At 72.8% G+C, this 15,690-nt stretch carries 14 protein-coding genes and 1 riboswitch; of the genes, 8 read left to right on the top strand and 6 right to left on the bottom strand.

The window, feature by feature from the left end:
* Positions 1-232: ATP-binding cassette domain-containing protein (locus ENC19_RS22790; RefSeq protein WP_164449113.1), on the bottom strand; the 232-nt coding region annotated here is incomplete at its 3' end.
* Positions 229-1,161 carry an ABC transporter ATP-binding protein gene (locus ENC19_RS22785; protein ID WP_164449112.1) on the bottom strand — a complete coding sequence of 311 codons (933 nt, stop codon included), beginning with the start codon at positions 1,159-1,161 and terminating at the stop codon, positions 229-231. The genes ENC19_RS22785 and ENC19_RS22790, both read right to left, overlap by 4 nt.
* Positions 1,162-1,507: 346 nt before the next feature.
* Between ENC19_RS22785 and ENC19_RS22780 the strand changes: the two genes are divergently transcribed.
* The 6 genes from ENC19_RS22780 (at position 1,508) to ENC19_RS22755 (ending at position 9,466) form a co-directional block, all read left to right on the top strand.
* Positions 1,508-2,866, top strand: a complete 1,359-nt coding sequence (locus ENC19_RS22780; RefSeq protein ID WP_164449111.1) for a ferredoxin reductase family protein — start codon at positions 1,508-1,510, stop codon at positions 2,864-2,866.
* Positions 2,867-3,080: 214 nt separating this feature from the next.
* Positions 3,081-3,815: an alpha/beta hydrolase gene (locus ENC19_RS22775; RefSeq protein WP_164449110.1), complete on the top strand. Its 735-nt coding sequence runs from the start codon at positions 3,081-3,083 to the stop codon at positions 3,813-3,815.
* Between the two features lie 67 nt (positions 3,816-3,882).
* Positions 3,883-4,093: riboswitch (cobalamin riboswitch) on the top strand.
* A gap of 111 nt (positions 4,094-4,204) precedes the next feature.
* Positions 4,205-6,442: a 5-methyltetrahydropteroyltriglutamate--homocysteine S-methyltransferase gene (metE, locus tag ENC19_RS22770; protein WP_164449109.1), complete on the top strand. Its 2,238-nt coding sequence runs from the start codon at positions 4,205-4,207 to the stop codon at positions 6,440-6,442.
* A 230-nt stretch (positions 6,443-6,672) separates the two neighbouring features.
* Positions 6,673-7,446, top strand: a complete 774-nt coding sequence (locus ENC19_RS22765) for a (Fe-S)-binding protein (protein WP_164449108.1) — start codon at positions 6,673-6,675, stop codon at positions 7,444-7,446.
* 17 nt (positions 7,447-7,463) lie between these two features.
* Positions 7,464-8,873, top strand: a complete 1,410-nt coding sequence (locus ENC19_RS22760; protein WP_164449150.1) for a LutB/LldF family L-lactate oxidation iron-sulfur protein — start codon at positions 7,464-7,466, stop codon at positions 8,871-8,873.
* Positions 8,870-9,466, top strand: a complete 597-nt coding sequence (locus ENC19_RS22755; RefSeq protein ID WP_328824348.1) for a LutC/YkgG family protein — start codon at positions 8,870-8,872, stop codon at positions 9,464-9,466. The genes ENC19_RS22760 and ENC19_RS22755 overlap by 4 nt, the downstream gene beginning before the upstream one ends.
* A 28-nt stretch (positions 9,467-9,494) precedes the next feature.
* On the opposite strand, the gene ENC19_RS22750 is transcribed toward ENC19_RS22755, so the two are convergent.
* The gene (locus tag ENC19_RS22750) at positions 9,495-10,298 is read right to left on the bottom strand and encodes a hypothetical protein (RefSeq protein WP_164449106.1); all 804 of its coding nucleotides are present in this window, start codon (positions 10,296-10,298) and stop codon (positions 9,495-9,497) included.
* A gap of 190 nt (positions 10,299-10,488) precedes the next feature.
* Between ENC19_RS22750 and ENC19_RS22745 the strand changes: the two genes are divergently transcribed.
* Together ENC19_RS22745 and ENC19_RS22740 are read left to right on the top strand one after the other, a co-directional pair.
* On the top strand, positions 10,489-11,355 hold the full coding sequence (locus ENC19_RS22745) for a hypothetical protein (RefSeq protein ID WP_164449105.1): 867 nt from the start codon (positions 10,489-10,491) through the stop codon (positions 11,353-11,355).
* Positions 11,356-11,540: 185 nt separating this feature from the next.
* Entirely contained in the window at positions 11,541-12,509 is a 969-nt protein-coding gene (locus ENC19_RS22740) for a hypothetical protein (RefSeq protein ID WP_164449104.1), read from the top strand.
* A 42-nt stretch (positions 12,510-12,551) separates the two neighbouring features.
* Here ENC19_RS22740 and ENC19_RS22735 read toward each other — a convergent pair whose 3' ends face one another.
* From ENC19_RS22735 to ENC19_RS22725, 3 genes are all read right to left on the bottom strand, one after another.
* A complete protein-coding gene (locus tag ENC19_RS22735) occupies positions 12,552-13,691 on the bottom strand; it encodes an AfsR/SARP family transcriptional regulator (protein ID WP_164449103.1) in 1,140 nt (379 codons plus the stop codon).
* Positions 13,692-14,467: 776 nt separating this feature from the next.
* Positions 14,468-14,746: a hypothetical protein gene (locus ENC19_RS22730; RefSeq protein ID WP_164449102.1), complete on the bottom strand. Its 279-nt coding sequence runs from the start codon at positions 14,744-14,746 to the stop codon at positions 14,468-14,470.
* A gap of 120 nt (positions 14,747-14,866) precedes the next feature.
* Complete coding sequence (locus ENC19_RS22725; RefSeq protein WP_164449101.1) at positions 14,867-15,646, bottom strand: hypothetical protein; 780 nt, start codon at positions 15,644-15,646, stop codon at positions 14,867-14,869.
* Positions 15,647-15,690 lie beyond the last annotated feature (44 nt).

The raw sequence follows: 15,690 nt of genomic DNA, 5'->3' as shown, positions 1-15,690 counted from the left end.
CGAGGGCGGTGACGTCGGTGCCGTCGACGTGCACGGTGCCGGCGTCCGGGCGATCGAGGCCGCCGACGGTGTTGAGCAGGGTGGTCTTGCCCGAGCCGGAGCGGCCGACGAGCGCCACCATGGAGCCGGCGGCCACGTCGAACGACACGCCGCGCAGGGCGTGTACGACGGTCGGCCCGGTGCGGAAGCGCCGGTGCACGTCGCGCACGCGCAGCAGCGGCTCGCTGCTCATTCGTCGCCTTCCGAGTCGGGGCGGATCGTGATGTGGTCGGGTTCCAGGGCCAGCCGGACCCGCCGGGCCAGCGCCAGCGCCTGACGGAAGTCGCGGGGCACCTGCACACGCCCGGCCCGGTCCATCACGGCGTACTCCTCGGCGATCACCTGCGTGTCGCCCTGCGCGTTGGTGGTGGTGCGGCGCAGCACCTCGCTGCTGGTGCGTCCGTCCCGGATCGCGACGGTCCGTTCGACCTGGCCGCTGACCGCCGGATCGTGCGTCACCACCACGATGGTGACGCCGTACCGGCGGTTGACCTCCCGGAGTACGCCGAAGACCTCCGCGGACGTGGCACCGTCCAACTCGCCGGTCGGCTCGTCGGCGAGCAGGATCCGCGGCCGGTTGGCCAGCGCCACCGCGATCGCGACCCGCATCTGCTGCCCGCCGGAGAGTTGCCCGGGGCGCCGATCGGCGCAGTCGGCGACACCGAGGCTGTCCAGCAGCTCGGCGGCGCGCTCCCGGCGCTCCCGCTTCGCGGTACGGGCCGCCGTCATCGGCAGGTCCACCATCTCCCGCGCGGTCAGGTACGGGATCAGGTTGCTCGCCGTCTGCTGCCGTACGAACCCGACGGTGTGCCGCCGGTACTCCACCCGATCCGCGCGGGACATCGTCAGCAGGTTCCACCGGTCGACCCGGACCCGCCCGGCGGTGGGGGCGTCGATGCCGGCCAGGATGGAGAGCAGTGTCGACTTGCCCGATCCGGAGGCACCGACGACGGCGACCAGCTCACCGCTGGCCACGGCCAGGTCCAGTCCCTGCAGTGCCTGCACCTCGACCGAACCGGTCTGGTAGATCCGCACCAGGTTCTCGCAGACGATGAGCGCGTCCCGGCCGAACTCGGGGGCGCGCGCGGACGACTGCGGCAGGGACAGCGGTGTGCTGACCATTTCTTGCCTCCGTCCCCGCCGACTCAGATTGAAGCAGTTTCGCAACCGGCGGCTTCGTTGACCATGCCCCTGGGTGGCTTTCCTGCGTTCCTGGAAGTCGCACGTCGCGGCGCGGGCGGCGGGGTAGGGCGTGGTGGCACCCCGCGACCTCGCCGCCCGCGGGCTCGGCATCGGGCAGGTTGCGATCGTGCTTCGCGAGCTTCCAGGCGCACGCCGACGCTGGCACGCTGAGGCGGACGGAGAGGTTCACCGGCCGGAGACGGCGTGCCGGCGACCACGCCGTGTTGCCGGGCAATCGATGAAATCTCACGCCGTCCCGACCGGGACCGCTTCAGGAAGGCTCACGATGTCCACGACCACATTCACCGCCGCCGCGGCGGGCCCGGTGCGCCGCACCGGCCAGGCTCGGGCCGCGTACCTGCTGCTCTGGACGTTTGTCCTGGTCAACCTGGTGATCCTTCAGGTCATGTTCGCTCATCCGAGCCGGCCGACGCCCAACACCCTGACCGCGATCGGCCGTTTCCTCGGCCTGCATCTGGCTTTCGTGATGGCACTGCAACTGCTGCTGATCGGCCGGGTGCCGTTCCTGGAACGGCGGATCGGCATGGACAAGCTCACCAACTGGCACCGCTGGACCGGGTTCGCGATCTTCTGGCTGGTCGTGCTGCACCCGACGTTCGTGCTGCTCGGCTACGCACAGATCGACCGGATCTCGTTCTTCGCCGAGATCCCGAACCTGGCCAGGCAGATGCCGGTGCTACTCGGCATGATCGCCGCAGTCCTGATCGGCGTGCTGGCGTCCACCTCGGTACGGATCGCCCGCCGCCGCATGTCGTACGAGACGTGGCACGCCATCCACCTGGTGGTCTACGTGGTGATCGTGCTGTCGGTGATCCACCAGATCTACGAAGGCGCCTCGTTCGCCGGCAGCGCCGTCGCGAAGGCGTACTGGTGGGGGTTGTGGGCCTTCGCGGTCGGCTCGTTGCTGACCAACCGCCTGGTCGTGCCGCTGGTGCGCAACGTCCGACACCGGCTGCGGGTCGTCGCGGTGGTGCCGGAGACCGACAACGCCGTGTCCGTCCACGTTGCCGGCCACCGCCTCGACCGGCTGCGCGCCCGTCCCGGCCAGTTCTTCTGGTGGCGCTTCCCGGGACACAACTCCTGGTGGCAGGTCAACCCGTGGTCGCTGTCGGCGGCCCCCGACGGTCGCACGCTGCGGCTGACGGCGAAGGCGATCGGCACCACCAGCGCCGGGCTGCGGCAGTTGCCGGTCGGCACCCGGGTCTACGCCGAGGGACCGTACGGTGCCCTCACCACCGCCGCCCGTACCCGGGAGAACACCCTGCTGATCGCCGGTGGTATCGGCATCACTCCGATCCGGGCGCTGCTGGAGGACCCGGAACTGACCGGAGACGTCGTGGTGCTCTACCGGGCCCGCACGACCGCCGACGCGGTACTGATCGGTGAGCTGCGCGATCTGGCCGAGGCCAGGGGCGCCCGCCTGCATCTGCTGACCGGTCGCACCGCCGACGGCAGCCAGCCGTTCAGCCCGGAGAGCCTGCGCGACCTGGTTCCCGACATCGCCGAGCGCGACGTCTACCTGTGCGGTCCCGCGGCGATGGCCAGCACCGTGCAGCGCAGCCTCCGCGCCCTGCGGGTTCCAGCCCGCCAACGGCATGTCGAGGCGTTCCGGTTGGGGGTGTGAACCTCACCGGCCGACAGTGCGCGGGCGAGCGGAAGGGGCCCGGGAAACCCGTCGCGGACCGTGACGGCCTGCTGCTAGTTTGTCCAAGGCCGTGCGAGAGACCGAGGAGGTGGTACCCGTGAACGTTTCGACATGGGTGCTCCCCTGCGGGGTCACGGTCGGGCGGTAGGTCGTCCGGGAGCGCCTTTCATGCGTACTCCCGAAAGGCACGACCATGCGATTCACCTCCGAACGACACCTCGACGACGGCGTTCTCGAGCGCGCGTTCACGCTCGGCGACATCCCGGGTTTCCTGTGGACACCCGCGTTCGCGACAGCACAGGTCCCGCTGATCCTGCTCGGTCACCCGCCACTCGGGCTGGGCCGGATGTACCCACGTTTGGTGGCGCGGGCCCGGCGCGCCGCAGCGGATGGTTTCGCCGCCGCCGCGATCGAGCTGCCCGGCAGCGGTGACCGGCCGCGTTGGGCCGCTGCCGAGCGGGCCCGCGCCGAACTGCACCGGGTGCTGGCGGCGGGCGAGGCGGTGAGCGACGAGATCGTGGACGCTCTCGTCCTCCCGCTCGTCGACCGGGCCGTGCCGGAATCGCAGGCTGCCCTGGACGCCTTCCTGTCGCTGCCCGAGGTCGGCGGCCCTGTCGGGTACTCGGGGGGAGTGATCTCGATCGGCATTCGGCTCGCGGTGGTCGAACCCCGGATCGTGGCCGCCGGGCTTTTCGCCGGAAGTTTCGTGCCGCGCCTCATCGTCGAACAGGCCCGGCAGGTCACCATTCCGCTGCACGTGCTGTTGCAGTGGGATGACGAGGGCAACGACCGGCAGGCGGCGCTGGAGCTGTTCGACGCCTTCGGCTCCACGGAGAAGACGCTGCACGCCAACATGGGCGGACACACGGGTGTGCCCTGGTACGCGGGGGAGGACGCGGGCCGGTTCTTCGCCCGGCACCTACGCTAGCCGGGCCTCGGCCTGCTCGCCGTCCCGCAGGCCGGGCACCCCGGGCCCAGCCGGCGGTGTGGCCCGTACGATGGCCGGTGGTGCTGGTTCGTCCCGCCCGTGTGGGTGGGGCGTCGCAAGAGGGAACCCGGTGCGAATCCGGGACTGCCCCGCAGCGGTGAGTGGGAACGACCGCCGTCAACAAAGCACTGGACCGTGAGGTCTGGGAAGCGACGGCCAGTAGGCGACCTGGTGTCATGCCCGCGAGTCCGAAGACCTGCCAGTGCTGCGCACGCCGCCGGCGTGCGTCGCCGGCGGTCCCGTGGGAGGACCAGGGCGGAAGCCGGTACCCGAGGCGTACCCGTCTTCCCTCCCGTGTCCGCCGGACACTTCGAGGGAAGGAACCCTTGGTGAGTACCGCATTCGGGCAGAGCACCGTGCTCGGCTACCCACGCATCGGCGCGAACCGTGAACTGAAGAAGGCCGTCGAGGCGTACTGGGCCGGCACCGTCGACGCCGAGGCTCTGGCCAGCACCGCCGCTGGGCTGCGGGCGCAGGTGTGGCGGACGCTGCGCGACGCCCGTCTCGACGCGATCCCGTCGAACACCTTCTCCTACTACGACCAGATGCTCGACACGGCGGTCGCTGTGGGCGCGGTCCCGACCCGGTTCAGCCGGCTGGGCCTGTCCGCGCTGGACACCTACTTCGCCATGGCACGTGGTGTCGACGCCGAGCCGGCGTTGGAACTGACGAAGTGGTTCGACACCAACTACCACTACCTGGTGCCGGAGATCGCCCCGGACACCGTCTTCACCGCCAACCCGGCGAAGGCGCTGGACGAGTACGCCGAAGCCCGCGGCCTGGGCATCACCACCCGGCCGGTGTTCGTCGGACCGGCCACGTTCCTGCTGCTGGCCAAGGGCGTCGATCCGTTCGCCCGGCTCGACGACCTGGTCCAGGCCTACGCCCGGATTCTCGCCGAGCTGGCGCACGCGGGCGTCGGCTGGGTGCAACTGGACGAGCCCGCCTACGCCGCCGACCGCAGCCCAGCCGAGATCGACGCCCTGGGCCGCGCCTACACCCGGCTCGGTGAGCTCACGCACCGACCGCGGATCTTCGTGGCGACATACTTCGGCGACCTCGGCGACGCGCTGCCGGCCCTGCTGGACACCCCGGTCGACGCCGTCGGCCTGGACCTGGTCGCCGGCGCGGGCAACCTGCACCGTCTCGCCGCCGCCGGACCACTTGGTGGCAAGACCATCGTCGCCGGCCTGGTCGACGGTCGGAACGTCTGGCGTACCGACCTGCGGGCCGCCGTAGCGGCCGGCGCGACGGTCGCCGGACTGGCCGACCACGTCGCCGTCTCCTCGTCCTGCTCGCTGCTGCACGTGCCGGTCGACCTGTCCGCCGAGACACACCTCGACCCCCGGCTGTCCGAGCGGCTGGCGTTCGCCCGGCAGAAGGTCGACGAGATCGTCCTGCTCGGCCGGGCGCTGCGCGACGGCACCACGGCGCTGCCCGCGCCCCTGCCGGCCACCCCGGCCGACTGGCGTCACGACGACGTACGCGGCCGCCCCGCCGCGCTGCGCCCGGCCGACCGGCAGCGCGGCGACTATCCCACCTGGGCCGCCCGGCAGCAGCAACGGCTGGGCCTGCCGGAGTTGCCGACCACCACGATCGGGTCGTTTCCGCAGACCGCCGAGCTGCGCCGGGCCCGCGCCGCACACCGGGCCGGCAGCCTCGACGACGCCGGCTACGCGTCGCGGATCCGCGCGGAGGTGGCGCAGGTCATCCGGTTGCAGGAACGACTGGGCCTGGACGTGCTCGTGCACGGGGAACCGGAGCGCAACGACATGGTGCAGTACTTCGGCGAGCAACTCGACGGCTTCGCCGCCACGCGTCACGGCTGGGTGCAGTCCTACGGCTCCCGCTGCGTACGCCCGCCGATCATCTACGGCGACGTGTCGCGCAGGGCCCCGATGACCGTCGAGTGGTCGACCTACGCGCAGTCGCTGACCAGCAAACCGGTCAAGGGCATGCTCACCGGCCCGGTAACCATCCTGGCCTGGTCGTTCGTCCGCACCGACCAGCCCCTCGCGGACACCGCCGACCAGGTCGCGCTGGCCCTGCGCGACGAGTGCCGCGACCTGGAGTCCGCCGGGATCCGGGTCATCCAGGTCGACGAACCAGCGCTACGGGAGACGCTGCCGCTGCGCAGGGCCGACCAGCAGGCGTACCTGGACTGGGCGGTGGCGGCGTTCCGCCTGGCCACCAGCGGCGTCGCCGACGACACCCAGATTCACACCCACCTGTGCTACTCCGAGTTCGGCGAGGTGATCGGCGCCATCGACGCCCTCGACGCGGACGTCACCAGCATCGAGGCGTCCCGGTCCAAGATGGAGGTGCTCGACGACCTGGCCGCGATCGGCTACGGCCGGGGCGTCGGCCCGGGCGTCTGGGACATCCACTCGCCCCGGGTGCCGTCGCGCGACGAGGTGATCGAGGCGCTGCGTCGGGCCGTCGCGGCCGTGCCGGCCCGCCGGTTGTGGGTGAATCCGGACTGCGGCCTGAAGACGCGCGGCTATCCGGAGGTCGAGGCGTCCCTGCGGCACCTGGTCGCCGCCGCCGAAGAGGTACGCGGGAGCTGACCGCACCGGGCCGGGCGGTACCGACGACACGCGACCGCCCGGCTCGTGGTCGGTGAGCCCGTCGCCGACCGCGCCCGGACCGGGGCACCCGCACCCCGCCCGGGACCGCGACGTGGCAGGTGGTGACCTTGCTGCGCAGCGGCCGCTCGTACGGCAGACTCGGCGGATCATGCGTTACGGGCCCGGTGGTGCTTCCGTGGCGGCGCGGGCCGGCGAGTGGGAGGTGTGACGTGCGGATCGCGTTGTTCGTGACGTGTCTGGCGGACACCCTGTTTCCCGAGGCGGCGAAGGCGACGGTGCGGTTGTTGGAGCGGTTGGGGCATGAGGTGGTGTTCCCCGACGGGCAGACGTGTTGTGGGCAGATGCACGTCAACACCGGTTACCAGGCGCAGGCGGTGCCATTGGTACGGCGGCACGTGCGGACCTTCGATCCGTTCGACGTGATCGTGGCGCCGTCGGGGTCGTGTGTGGGGTCGGTGCGGCATCAGCACGCGGTGGTGGCGCGGCGGGCCGGTGATGTCCGGTTGGCGTCGCGGGCGGAGTCGGTGGCGGGGCGGACGTTCGAGTTGTCGGAGCTGCTGGTGGACGTGCTCGGGGTGACCGATGTGGGGGCGTTCTTTCCGCATCGGGTGACGTATCACCCGACGTGTCATTCGTTGCGGATGCACGGGGTGGCTGATCGGCCGGTGCGGTTGCTGCGTGAGGTGCGGGGGCTGGACCTGGTGGAGCTGCCGGCGGCCGATCAGTGTTGCGGGTTCGGTGGCACGTTCGCGGTGAAGAACGCGGACACCTCGACGGCGATGTTGGCGGACAAGCTGCGGCACGTGGTCTCCACCGGTGCGGAGGTCTGCACGGCCGGTGACGCATCGTGTCTGATGCACATCGGTGGCGGGTTGTCCCGGTCGGGTTCTGCGGTGCGTACGGTGCACCTGGCCGAGATCCTGGCCTCGACCGAACACGACACCGTTGCCGACGAGCGGGGTGAACAGGTGGTGCGATCGTGACCCGGGCCTTCCTCGGCATGCCGACGACCGCGCCGAGGGGCGTCGGGCACCTGCGCGGCGAGCAGACCTTTCCGGCGGCGGCGCGGCAGGCTCTGGCCGACCCGCAACTACGCCGCAATCTCGGGCACGCCACGGCGACGATCCGGGCGAAGTCGGCTGGCGTGATCGCCGAGGTGCCGGACTGGGAGCAGCTACGGGCGGCCGGTAGCGCGATCAAGGCCGATGTGCTGGCCCGGTTGCCGGAGCTGCTGGAGCAGCTTGAGGATCGGGTGAGCGCGGCCGGGGGAGTGGTGCACTGGGCCGCCGACGCGAACGAGGCGAACGCGATCGTCGTGGACCTGGTGCGGGCCACCGGTAATGACCGGGTGATCAAGGTCAAGTCGATGGTGACGCAGGAGATCGGTCTCAACGAGGCCCTCGAGGCGGCCGGGATCGCGCCGGTGGAGACCGACCTGGCGGAGCTGATCGTGCAGCTCGGTGAGGATCGGCCGAGTCACATCCTGGTGCCGGCGATCCACCGGAACCGGGCCGAGATCCGCGAGATCTTCCTGCGGGCGATGCCGGGGGTGGATCCGGGGTTGACCGACGAGCCGGCGGTGCTGGCGGCGGCGGCGCGTCGGTTTCTGCGGCAGACGTTCCTGTCTACGCCGGTGGCGGTGTCCGGGGCGAACTTCGCGGTCGCGGAGACCGGCACGTTGGCGGTGGTGGAGTCCGAGGGCAACGGGCGGATGTGTCTGACTCTGCCGCGCACGTTGATCACCGTGATGGGTGTGGAGAAGGTGGTGCCGACCTGGCGGGACCTGGAGGTGTTCCTGCAACTGCTGCCCCGGGCCTCGACCGGGGAGCGGATGAACCCGTACACGTCGATGTGGACCGGGGTGAGCCCGGGTGACGGGCCGCAGGAGTTTCATCTGGTGCTGCTGGACAACGGTCGCAGCGCGGTGCTCGCCGACGAGGTGGGCCGGCAGGCGTTGCACTGCATCCGCTGCTCGGCCTGCCTGAACGTGTGTCCGGTGTACGAGCGCACCGGTGGGCACGCGTACGGGTCGGTGTATCCGGGGCCGATCGGTGCGGTGCTGTCGCCGCAGCTGACCGGGGTGGCCGACAACGCGTCGCTGCCGTACGCGTCGTCGCTCTGCGGGGCCTGCTACGACGCCTGCCCCGTTAAGATCAACATTCCGGAGCTGCTGGTGCACCTGCGCGACCAGGCGCCGCATCCGCGCGGTGAGTCGGCCGCGATGGCCGCCGCCGCGTACGCCATGGACCACCCGGCGCTGTACGCGGCGGCGCAGCGCGCGACCCGGCTGAGCCGGCTGACCGGCCGGCGTGGTCGGGGCCTGCCACCGCCGCTGTCCGGCTGGACCGCCAGCCGTGACCTGCCCGAGCCCCCGGCGCAGACGTTCCGGCAGTGGTGGGCGAGCCGGTGACCGCCCGGGAGGTCATCCTCGCCCGGCTCCGCGCCGCCCTCGACCCCGCACCGGCGCCGGTCGAGGTGCCGCGCGAGTACCGGCGCGACGCCCCGGTCGACCTCGACCGGCTGGTCGACCGACTCACCGACTACCGCGCCCACGTGCACCGGGTCGCCGAAACGGCCGTCGCCGACACCGTCGCCGCCATCCTGCCGACCGGCGCGACCGTCGTCGTGCCACCGGCACTGCCACCGGCCTGGCTGCCGGCGACGGTGACCGCCCGGCCCGACGACGACCTCGACAACAGGCAGATCGCCGCCGCCGACGCCGTGATCACCGCCGCTGCCGTCGCCATCGCCGACACCGGCACCGTCATCCTCGACGGTTCACCCGACCAGGGCCGCCGCGTGCTCAGCCTCCTACCCGATCTGCACATCTGCGTGATCCGCGCCGCCCAGGTCGTCGCGGGCGTGCCGCAGGCGCTGGCCCGGCTCACTTCACACCGGCCGCTGACCTGGATCAGCGGCCCGTCCGCCACCAGCGACATCGAACTCAACCGGGTCGAAGGCGTCCACGGCCCCCGCACCCTGCACCTCATCCTGTTGCCTTGAGGTGGCCAGCAGGTCGACAGCAGGAGTCTCAGATGCCGAAGCCGCCGGTGCCCGCGAGGCCCGTGCCGCCGGCCCGCCGTGGTTGCTCCTGCTGTTCGAGCCGGTACTGCCAGTGCCCGGCGAACCGGCTCCACCACAGTTCGAACCCTTCCTCGCCGAGGAGTTCCACGGCCTTCGCCACGGCGTCGGGCTCCCACCGGAACGCGGTGATCCCCTTCTGTCGCGTCATCGCCGAGATGAGCTCGTCGGCGGTCGACCCGCGCGACCCGGCCACGTGCACATGAGCGGTCTTGCCCTTGCGCACGTACCGCCAGATCGGTTTGCCGTCGATCGCCGCGATGGCCTTCTCCCGGGCGGCGATCGGGGCGTACCTCTCGTCGAGCAACCGCGAGGCCGCCTCCCGCACCGGAGCGTAGACGTTGTCGGCGGCATCGAGTGCCGCGCGGTGCCGGGCCCGGGCACGCTCGGCCGCGGCCCTGCGCCGGAACCACGGTGGATGATCGCGGGCCGCGTGCCGGTCGCGCTCGGCGGCCTGGATCGCGGTCAGGTAGCTCTCCGCCGCGGTCCGCCACTGCGCGGCCGTGGCCGGGTCGAGGTCCACCGACAGGAACAGCCAGTCCCGCTCGGCGGGGCGTAGGCCGAACCGGTCGGCCAGATCACGGTCGATGAAGTAGCGGTGCCGGGAAGCGTCGTCGACCCACACCACGGTGAGCACCGCGACGGGCTCGTCGTCCCATCTGATGGTTGTCGTCCTGCCCTCCCGGCGGGCGATCATGCCGCCGCGTGGCAGCGGAATCTGGACGCGGTAGAGGATGGTCCAGGTCGTCTCCACCGACTCATTCTGCGCAGGGTCAGCCACGAACGAGCGCGACGCGGAGCGCGCCCCCGTCGCCGGTGTGCCGGTTGGTCCGCCGTGACGCGGCACTGAGGCGGCCGTGAGGCCACCACGGATCGTGGGATACCTGCCGCGTCGTCCCGTCGGGGCGTAAACGTCTCGCGGCAGGTACGAAGTGGAGTGCACGATGCGAACTCGATCCAGGCTCGCCCGGCTCTCGGGCGCAACGGCCCTGCTGCTGGCCGGCACCGCCGTGGCCGTGGCCACCGGTGCGGGGCCGGCGCAGGCGACGGTGGTGAACGTCAGCGTGGCGGGTGCCTTCCCCAACCAGTCCGCGGTGGCGACCTGTCCGGCCGGTGAGTTCCTCGCCGGTGGCGGTGGTTCCGTCGACGGTGGTGGCGGCGACGTCACGTTGACCGACATCATTCCGAACCTGGCCACCCAGTCGGTGACCGTCTGGGCGCACACGAACCCGGGCGGGGTGGCCGGGGCGTACACCCTTGTGGCGCAGGCGATCTGCGTGCCGGGCCCGCCCCCGGCCAACTACCAGCGGGTCACCTCGGCCAGCGGCAGCAACGGCGACCCGATCAAGAACCAGGTGGCAGCCTGCCCGGCCGGCACCGACCTGCTCGGGCTCGGCGCGGAGCTGCGCACCGCCAACGGGGAGGCGTTCTACCAGCGGATCGAACCGAACGCCGCGCTCACCGCCGGGGCGGTGACCGCCGGCGCGGCCGGCGGCTTCGCCGGGCCGTGGGAACTCGTCGGGTACGCCATCTGCGCCACCCTGCCCGCCAACCTCACCGGCACGCTCGTCAGCCTGACCGGGGCGGCCAACAGCGTCAGCCCCAAGGGTCAGGTGTCCGCTGGTTGTCCGGCCGGGGCGCTCGCCACCGGCGTCGGCGCCACGGTCGACGCCACCGCCACCGGCAACGTCCTGCTCACCCGGGTGACGGCGACCGTCGCCCAGAACAACGCCCAGGCGATCGCCGCCGAGGACGGGATCTACCTGCCGCCGTGGGACCTGGAGAGCCACGCCATCTGCTGGGGTCCGTAACGGTTCGCGTCCCGCGCCGTCAGCGGGCGCGGCGCCTGGTCACGCCGGTCGGCGTGACCAGGCGTGGGCGCTTTCGGGAGCCCGCCGTGCGCCACCATGACGCCACCGTGACGGGCCCCGCCGATGATTCCGGCCAGCGCCACGCGAAACGTTCGCGGCAGCGTCAGTAGGAAAGGACTGTCGTCATGAGCAGGGATACGACACTCGGCACAGGCACCCGGTCGCGGTGCAGTGTCGCGGCGGCCGCAGCGGTCGTCGCGGTCGCGGCGATGCTCGTCCTACCCGGGACGGCCCACGCCGCGTACCGGCACCGGGCGGAGAGCGGCTACGACACCACGTCGTCCAAGAGCGTGACCGCGACGTGCGGGCCCGGCGAGGAGCTGATCGGCGCCGGAGGCCGGATCAGAAACGGCAACGGGGGAGTCCGGCTGGCCGCGATCGTGCCGGGCACGACCTCGGTCGTGGTACGCGGCGAGGCGTACCCGGGCCACGCGGAACCCTGGTCGGTGATCGCCGCCGCCATCTGCGCGCCGGACGACGGCACGCCGCGGGTCGTCGAGGTCTCCCCGGCCGGGTCGCGGACCGCCAGTTGCCCGACGGACCTGGTGCTCAGCGGCACCGGGTTCGACCTGCCCGCCGGGGTGCCGCTGGCCGGACTGGTCCCCGACGCCGACGGCGCGAGCGTGACCGTTCGCACGGCCTTCCACCAACTCGGCACCGGCCCGGTCGCCTACGCGATCTGTGTGCAAGGCATCCGTGCCTCGTCGGCGATCGACGGAGCGCGCTACAAGCGGTTCGCCACGACCAGCCCGGGCGGTACGTCGTCGCCGAGGATGGTGACCGTACAGCGTGAGTGGGAGGACGAATTCCCGTCGATGTCCGGCGTCGGCGGCGAGATCACCGCTCTGCCCGACCCCGCAGACCTGTTCCCGGCGCCCGTCTCCGACATCTTCATCGACGCGATGATGCCCAACGACGACGGGAGCCAGGTGACCGTCGCCGCGGTGCGGCGGGCCGCCGTCGGGGCGGGCCCGTCCGTCGGCGGTGACGCTGCGGCGGCGGGCAACGGGTTGCGCTCGGTCGACCGCCACTCGGTCGACGACGACACGTTGTGGACGGTCACCGGCTACAGCACCGACCACGACATCTACTGAACCGTTGGGCGGCAGCGCCGGCGGGGCCGGACGCCGCCGCGCTCACCCCGGCCGGGGTACGGCCGTCGCCGGCGACCGTACCCCGGCCCGTGGTGCCAGGATGATCTCGTCCGGCGGCCGTACTCCGATGGCGCGCATCGCCGCACGGTAGCGGGCGAACGCCCGCCGCGCCTCGCCGTGCTGCCCGCCCGTCACCAGGGTGCGCACCAGCATCCGGTGCGCCGGCTCGTCGTACGGGTCCTGCTCCAGCAGGCGGAGCAGGCAGTCCACGGCGGCGCCGCCGTTTCCCGCCGACCGGTGCGCGTCGGCCAGCATCCGCAGCGCCGCGACGTACGCGGCCCGCGCCTGCTCCCGCAGCGCCGAGGCCCAGTCGGCGTACGGCTCGTCGGAGAACACGTCAGCCCGGTAGTCCCGGACGGCCGCCGCGAGGATGGTGCGTGCCTCCGCCCGAGCGCCGCGGGCCAGCAACCGACGGCCGTGGGTCACCGCGCCGAGGAACTCCATCACGTCGACCCGCAGGTGGGTGACGTCCAGCGCGACGCTCGCCGCGTCGGTCACCAGGAAATGGTCCGAGGCGAAGACCCGATCCGGATCGAGCACCCCGCGCACGATCGACAGCAACACCGACAGGCGGTGCCCGGTCCGGCTCGGATCGTCGTCGGGCCAGAGCAGTTCGCACAGCTCGCCTCGGGGCACCGGCCGACCCCGGCGTACCACCAGGATCCGCAGCAGGTCCCGTGCCCGTCGCGACTGCCAGGCCGACGGCGGCACCGTGGCGCCGGCCACCCGCACCTCGAACCGGCCGAGGGTGCGGACCAGGACGCCGACGCGACCGACACCGGTGGTCGGTCGGTCGTCGGCCGGTCGGTCCGCCGACGTCTCGTCCGGGTCGATCGCGACGCCGCGAGCGGCGAGGCGCTCGGTGGCCAGCAGCGCGGCGAACCGGTCGTCTGCGGTGGCGCCCGGCAGCCGACTCAGCGCCAGCGCGGTACGGGCCGCGTCGCCGACCGCCGACGCGTCGGCCCAGATCGCGCGTGCGCCTCTCGCAGGGCGGTGCGGGCGCGATCCGGGCGATCTCGGCGGCGGCGCGCAGCTCCAGCGCCCGCGCCAGGCCGGCCCGCAGCCCACCGGACCGGGCCAGGTCGAGCGCCTCGTCGGCCAGCGACGCGGCCTGCGTAGCATCGCCGCCGGCCAGCGCCACCCAGCCCTGCGCGAGCAGCGCCGGAACCCGGAGATCGTCAGTGGCCAGCCGGGTCGCCGCGGCGGCGTGTCGGGCCGCCGCGGCCGTATCGTCGGGCAGCAGCACCCGAGCCAGCCCGGCGTGCGCCCGCACCGTCAGCTTCCAGCTGTCACCGGCATCGGCCAGCCGGACCGCTTCGACGAACGCGGCCCGGGCCTGCTCCCGCCAGCCCCGCATCAGATGCAGCTCGGCCAGACCCAGGTACGTGTCGGCGCAGCGGCGCGAGCCCATCCGCCGATGGCGGGCGAGCACCTGGGCGTACCGCGTGGCCGCCTCGTCGTACCGGCCGAGCATCGCCAGCATGTCGGCCTCGGTGCCGGCGGCCATCGCGGACAGGTTGGCGTGCCCGGCCGCCTCGGCGGCGCCGGCCGCCCGTTGCGCGGCTGTCAGCGCCGCCGGATAGCGGGCCTGCTCGACGAGGTGGTAGCTCTGGTTGACCAGAATCCGGGCCAGCAGCACCAGGTCGCCGGTGCGTTCGGCGATGCCCAGCGCGAGTCGGTAGTGCTCCTCGCCACCGACCTGGTCACCGGTGAGGCCGAGGCAGAGCGCGAGGCTGACGTGCGCGGTGGCCACGGCGCTGTCGACGCCCGTCTCGGCCGCGAGGCGGTAGGCCCGCCAGGCGTGTGCCACTCCGGCCGTCGCGTCACCGCTGCGGGCGGTGGCCGCCGCCGTCCAGGCCAGCAGCATCGCCTGGTCGGTGGGACGACCCGGGGCCTCGTCACCCCGGGCGAAGTCGGCCAGGGCCCGGGGCTGGTCGCCGCGCAGGTAGTGGATCAGACCCAGCCGCCAGGCGATGCCCGGCTCCCGCCGGCTCGGCCGCCGCCACCTCCTGATACACGCGGGCCGCCCCGGCCACGTCGCCGGCGGTGCGCAGCGCGTCACCGGCGAGCAGCCGCAGCCGGCGGGTGCGCAGCGGCTCCGGGAGCGCGGCGACCAACTCGGCGGTCGCGACGGGCCGACCGCCGACGATCATTCGGTCGCCGTGCTCCTCGAGCACCGCCGCAAGCGCCGCGTCGTCGCCGCCGAGCCGGAAGGTGTACGCGGCGGCGCGGGCCGGTCCGTGGTCGCGGTACCAGGTCGCCGCCCGCAGCAGCGTCCGCGCGCCACCGCCGGCCGGTCATGTCCGGCGACCGCGGCGACCACCGGTACCACCGGGTCCGGTGTCGGGCTCGGTGCCGACTCTGGTCAGTAGCCCGGTGCGCAGCAGCCGGCCGATCTGCGGCCCGGCCGCCGGGTGGCCGGCGACCGCGCAGACGCCCGCCGTCACCGGTGCGAGGTCGGCCACCTCGTGCAGTAACCGCCGGACGTCCTCCGGCAGTGGACCGAGCACCTCCTCGGTCAGGTAACCCGTCACCAGACCGCCCGGCTCGGTCACCGCCGGCAGCAGCGGCCCGGCGGGTACGCCCTCGGCGACCAGGGTCTCGGCGACCAGCCGGACCAGCGCGGGCCACCCTGCCGTGATCTCGTGCACGCGCTGCGCCAGGGTGGGGACGGTCAGCCCGTACTCGGTGTGCAGCACCTCCTCGACCTGGTCGGTGGTCAGGCTCAGCTCGGCTGGGCGGAGCTGCGCGGGCGCCATCCGGGTCAACCACGACGACGCGGCACAGCCCACCGGCCAGCGCGACGACAGTGCCAGGCGTACGCCATCGGGCAGGCCGGCAACCGCGTGCAGCAACGCCTGCTCGGTCCGCTCCGACATGGCGGGCAACCCGTCGAGAACGAGCTGCGTCGTCCCGGTGGCCAGCTCCGCCAGCCCGCCGCCGAGCAGCGCGTCGACGTCGCAGTCCCGCTGCCACCGAACGGTGGGACCGGGGAACAGCCGGCGTAGCGCGCTGGTCTTGCCGTAGCCGGCGGCGGCCACCACCAGCCACAGCCTGCCGCGCTGCTGTTCCAGCATGGCGGCAGCGTGTCCCGCCGGGCGCGGCTGAGCAAGGCGATTCC

Source organism: Verrucosispora sioxanthis (assembly GCF_010560025.1).
GTDB lineage: Bacteria > Actinomycetota > Actinomycetes > Mycobacteriales > Micromonosporaceae > Micromonospora > Micromonospora palythoicola.
The sequence above is the reverse complement of the archived record's forward strand: the minus strand, read 5'-3'. Positions and strand labels throughout refer to the sequence as shown.

Coding starts and splice junctions, on each gene's coding strand:
- ENC19_RS22745 (WP_164449105.1), top strand. CDS start 10,489: ATGCGAACTCGATCCAGGCTCGCCCGGCTCTCGGGCGCAACGGCCCTG.
- ENC19_RS22785 (WP_164449112.1), bottom strand. CDS start 1,161: ATGGTCAGCACACCGCTGTCCCTGCCGCAGTCGTCCGCGCGCGCCCCC.
- ENC19_RS22725 (WP_164449101.1), bottom strand. CDS start 15,646: ATGCTGGAACAGCAGCGCGGCAGGCTGTGGCTGGTGGTGGCCGCCGCC.
- ENC19_RS22760 (WP_164449150.1), top strand. CDS start 7,464: ATGCCGACGACCGCGCCGAGGGGCGTCGGGCACCTGCGCGGCGAGCAG.
- ENC19_RS22780 (WP_164449111.1), top strand. CDS start 1,508: ATGTCCACGACCACATTCACCGCCGCCGCGGCGGGCCCGGTGCGCCGC.
- ENC19_RS22740 (WP_164449104.1), top strand. CDS start 11,541: ATGAGCAGGGATACGACACTCGGCACAGGCACCCGGTCGCGGTGCAGT.
- ENC19_RS22735 (WP_164449103.1), bottom strand. CDS start 13,691: ATGCTACGCAGGCCGCGTCGCTGGCCGACGAGGCGCTCGACCTGGCCC.
- ENC19_RS22775 (WP_164449110.1), top strand. CDS start 3,081: ATGCGATTCACCTCCGAACGACACCTCGACGACGGCGTTCTCGAGCGC.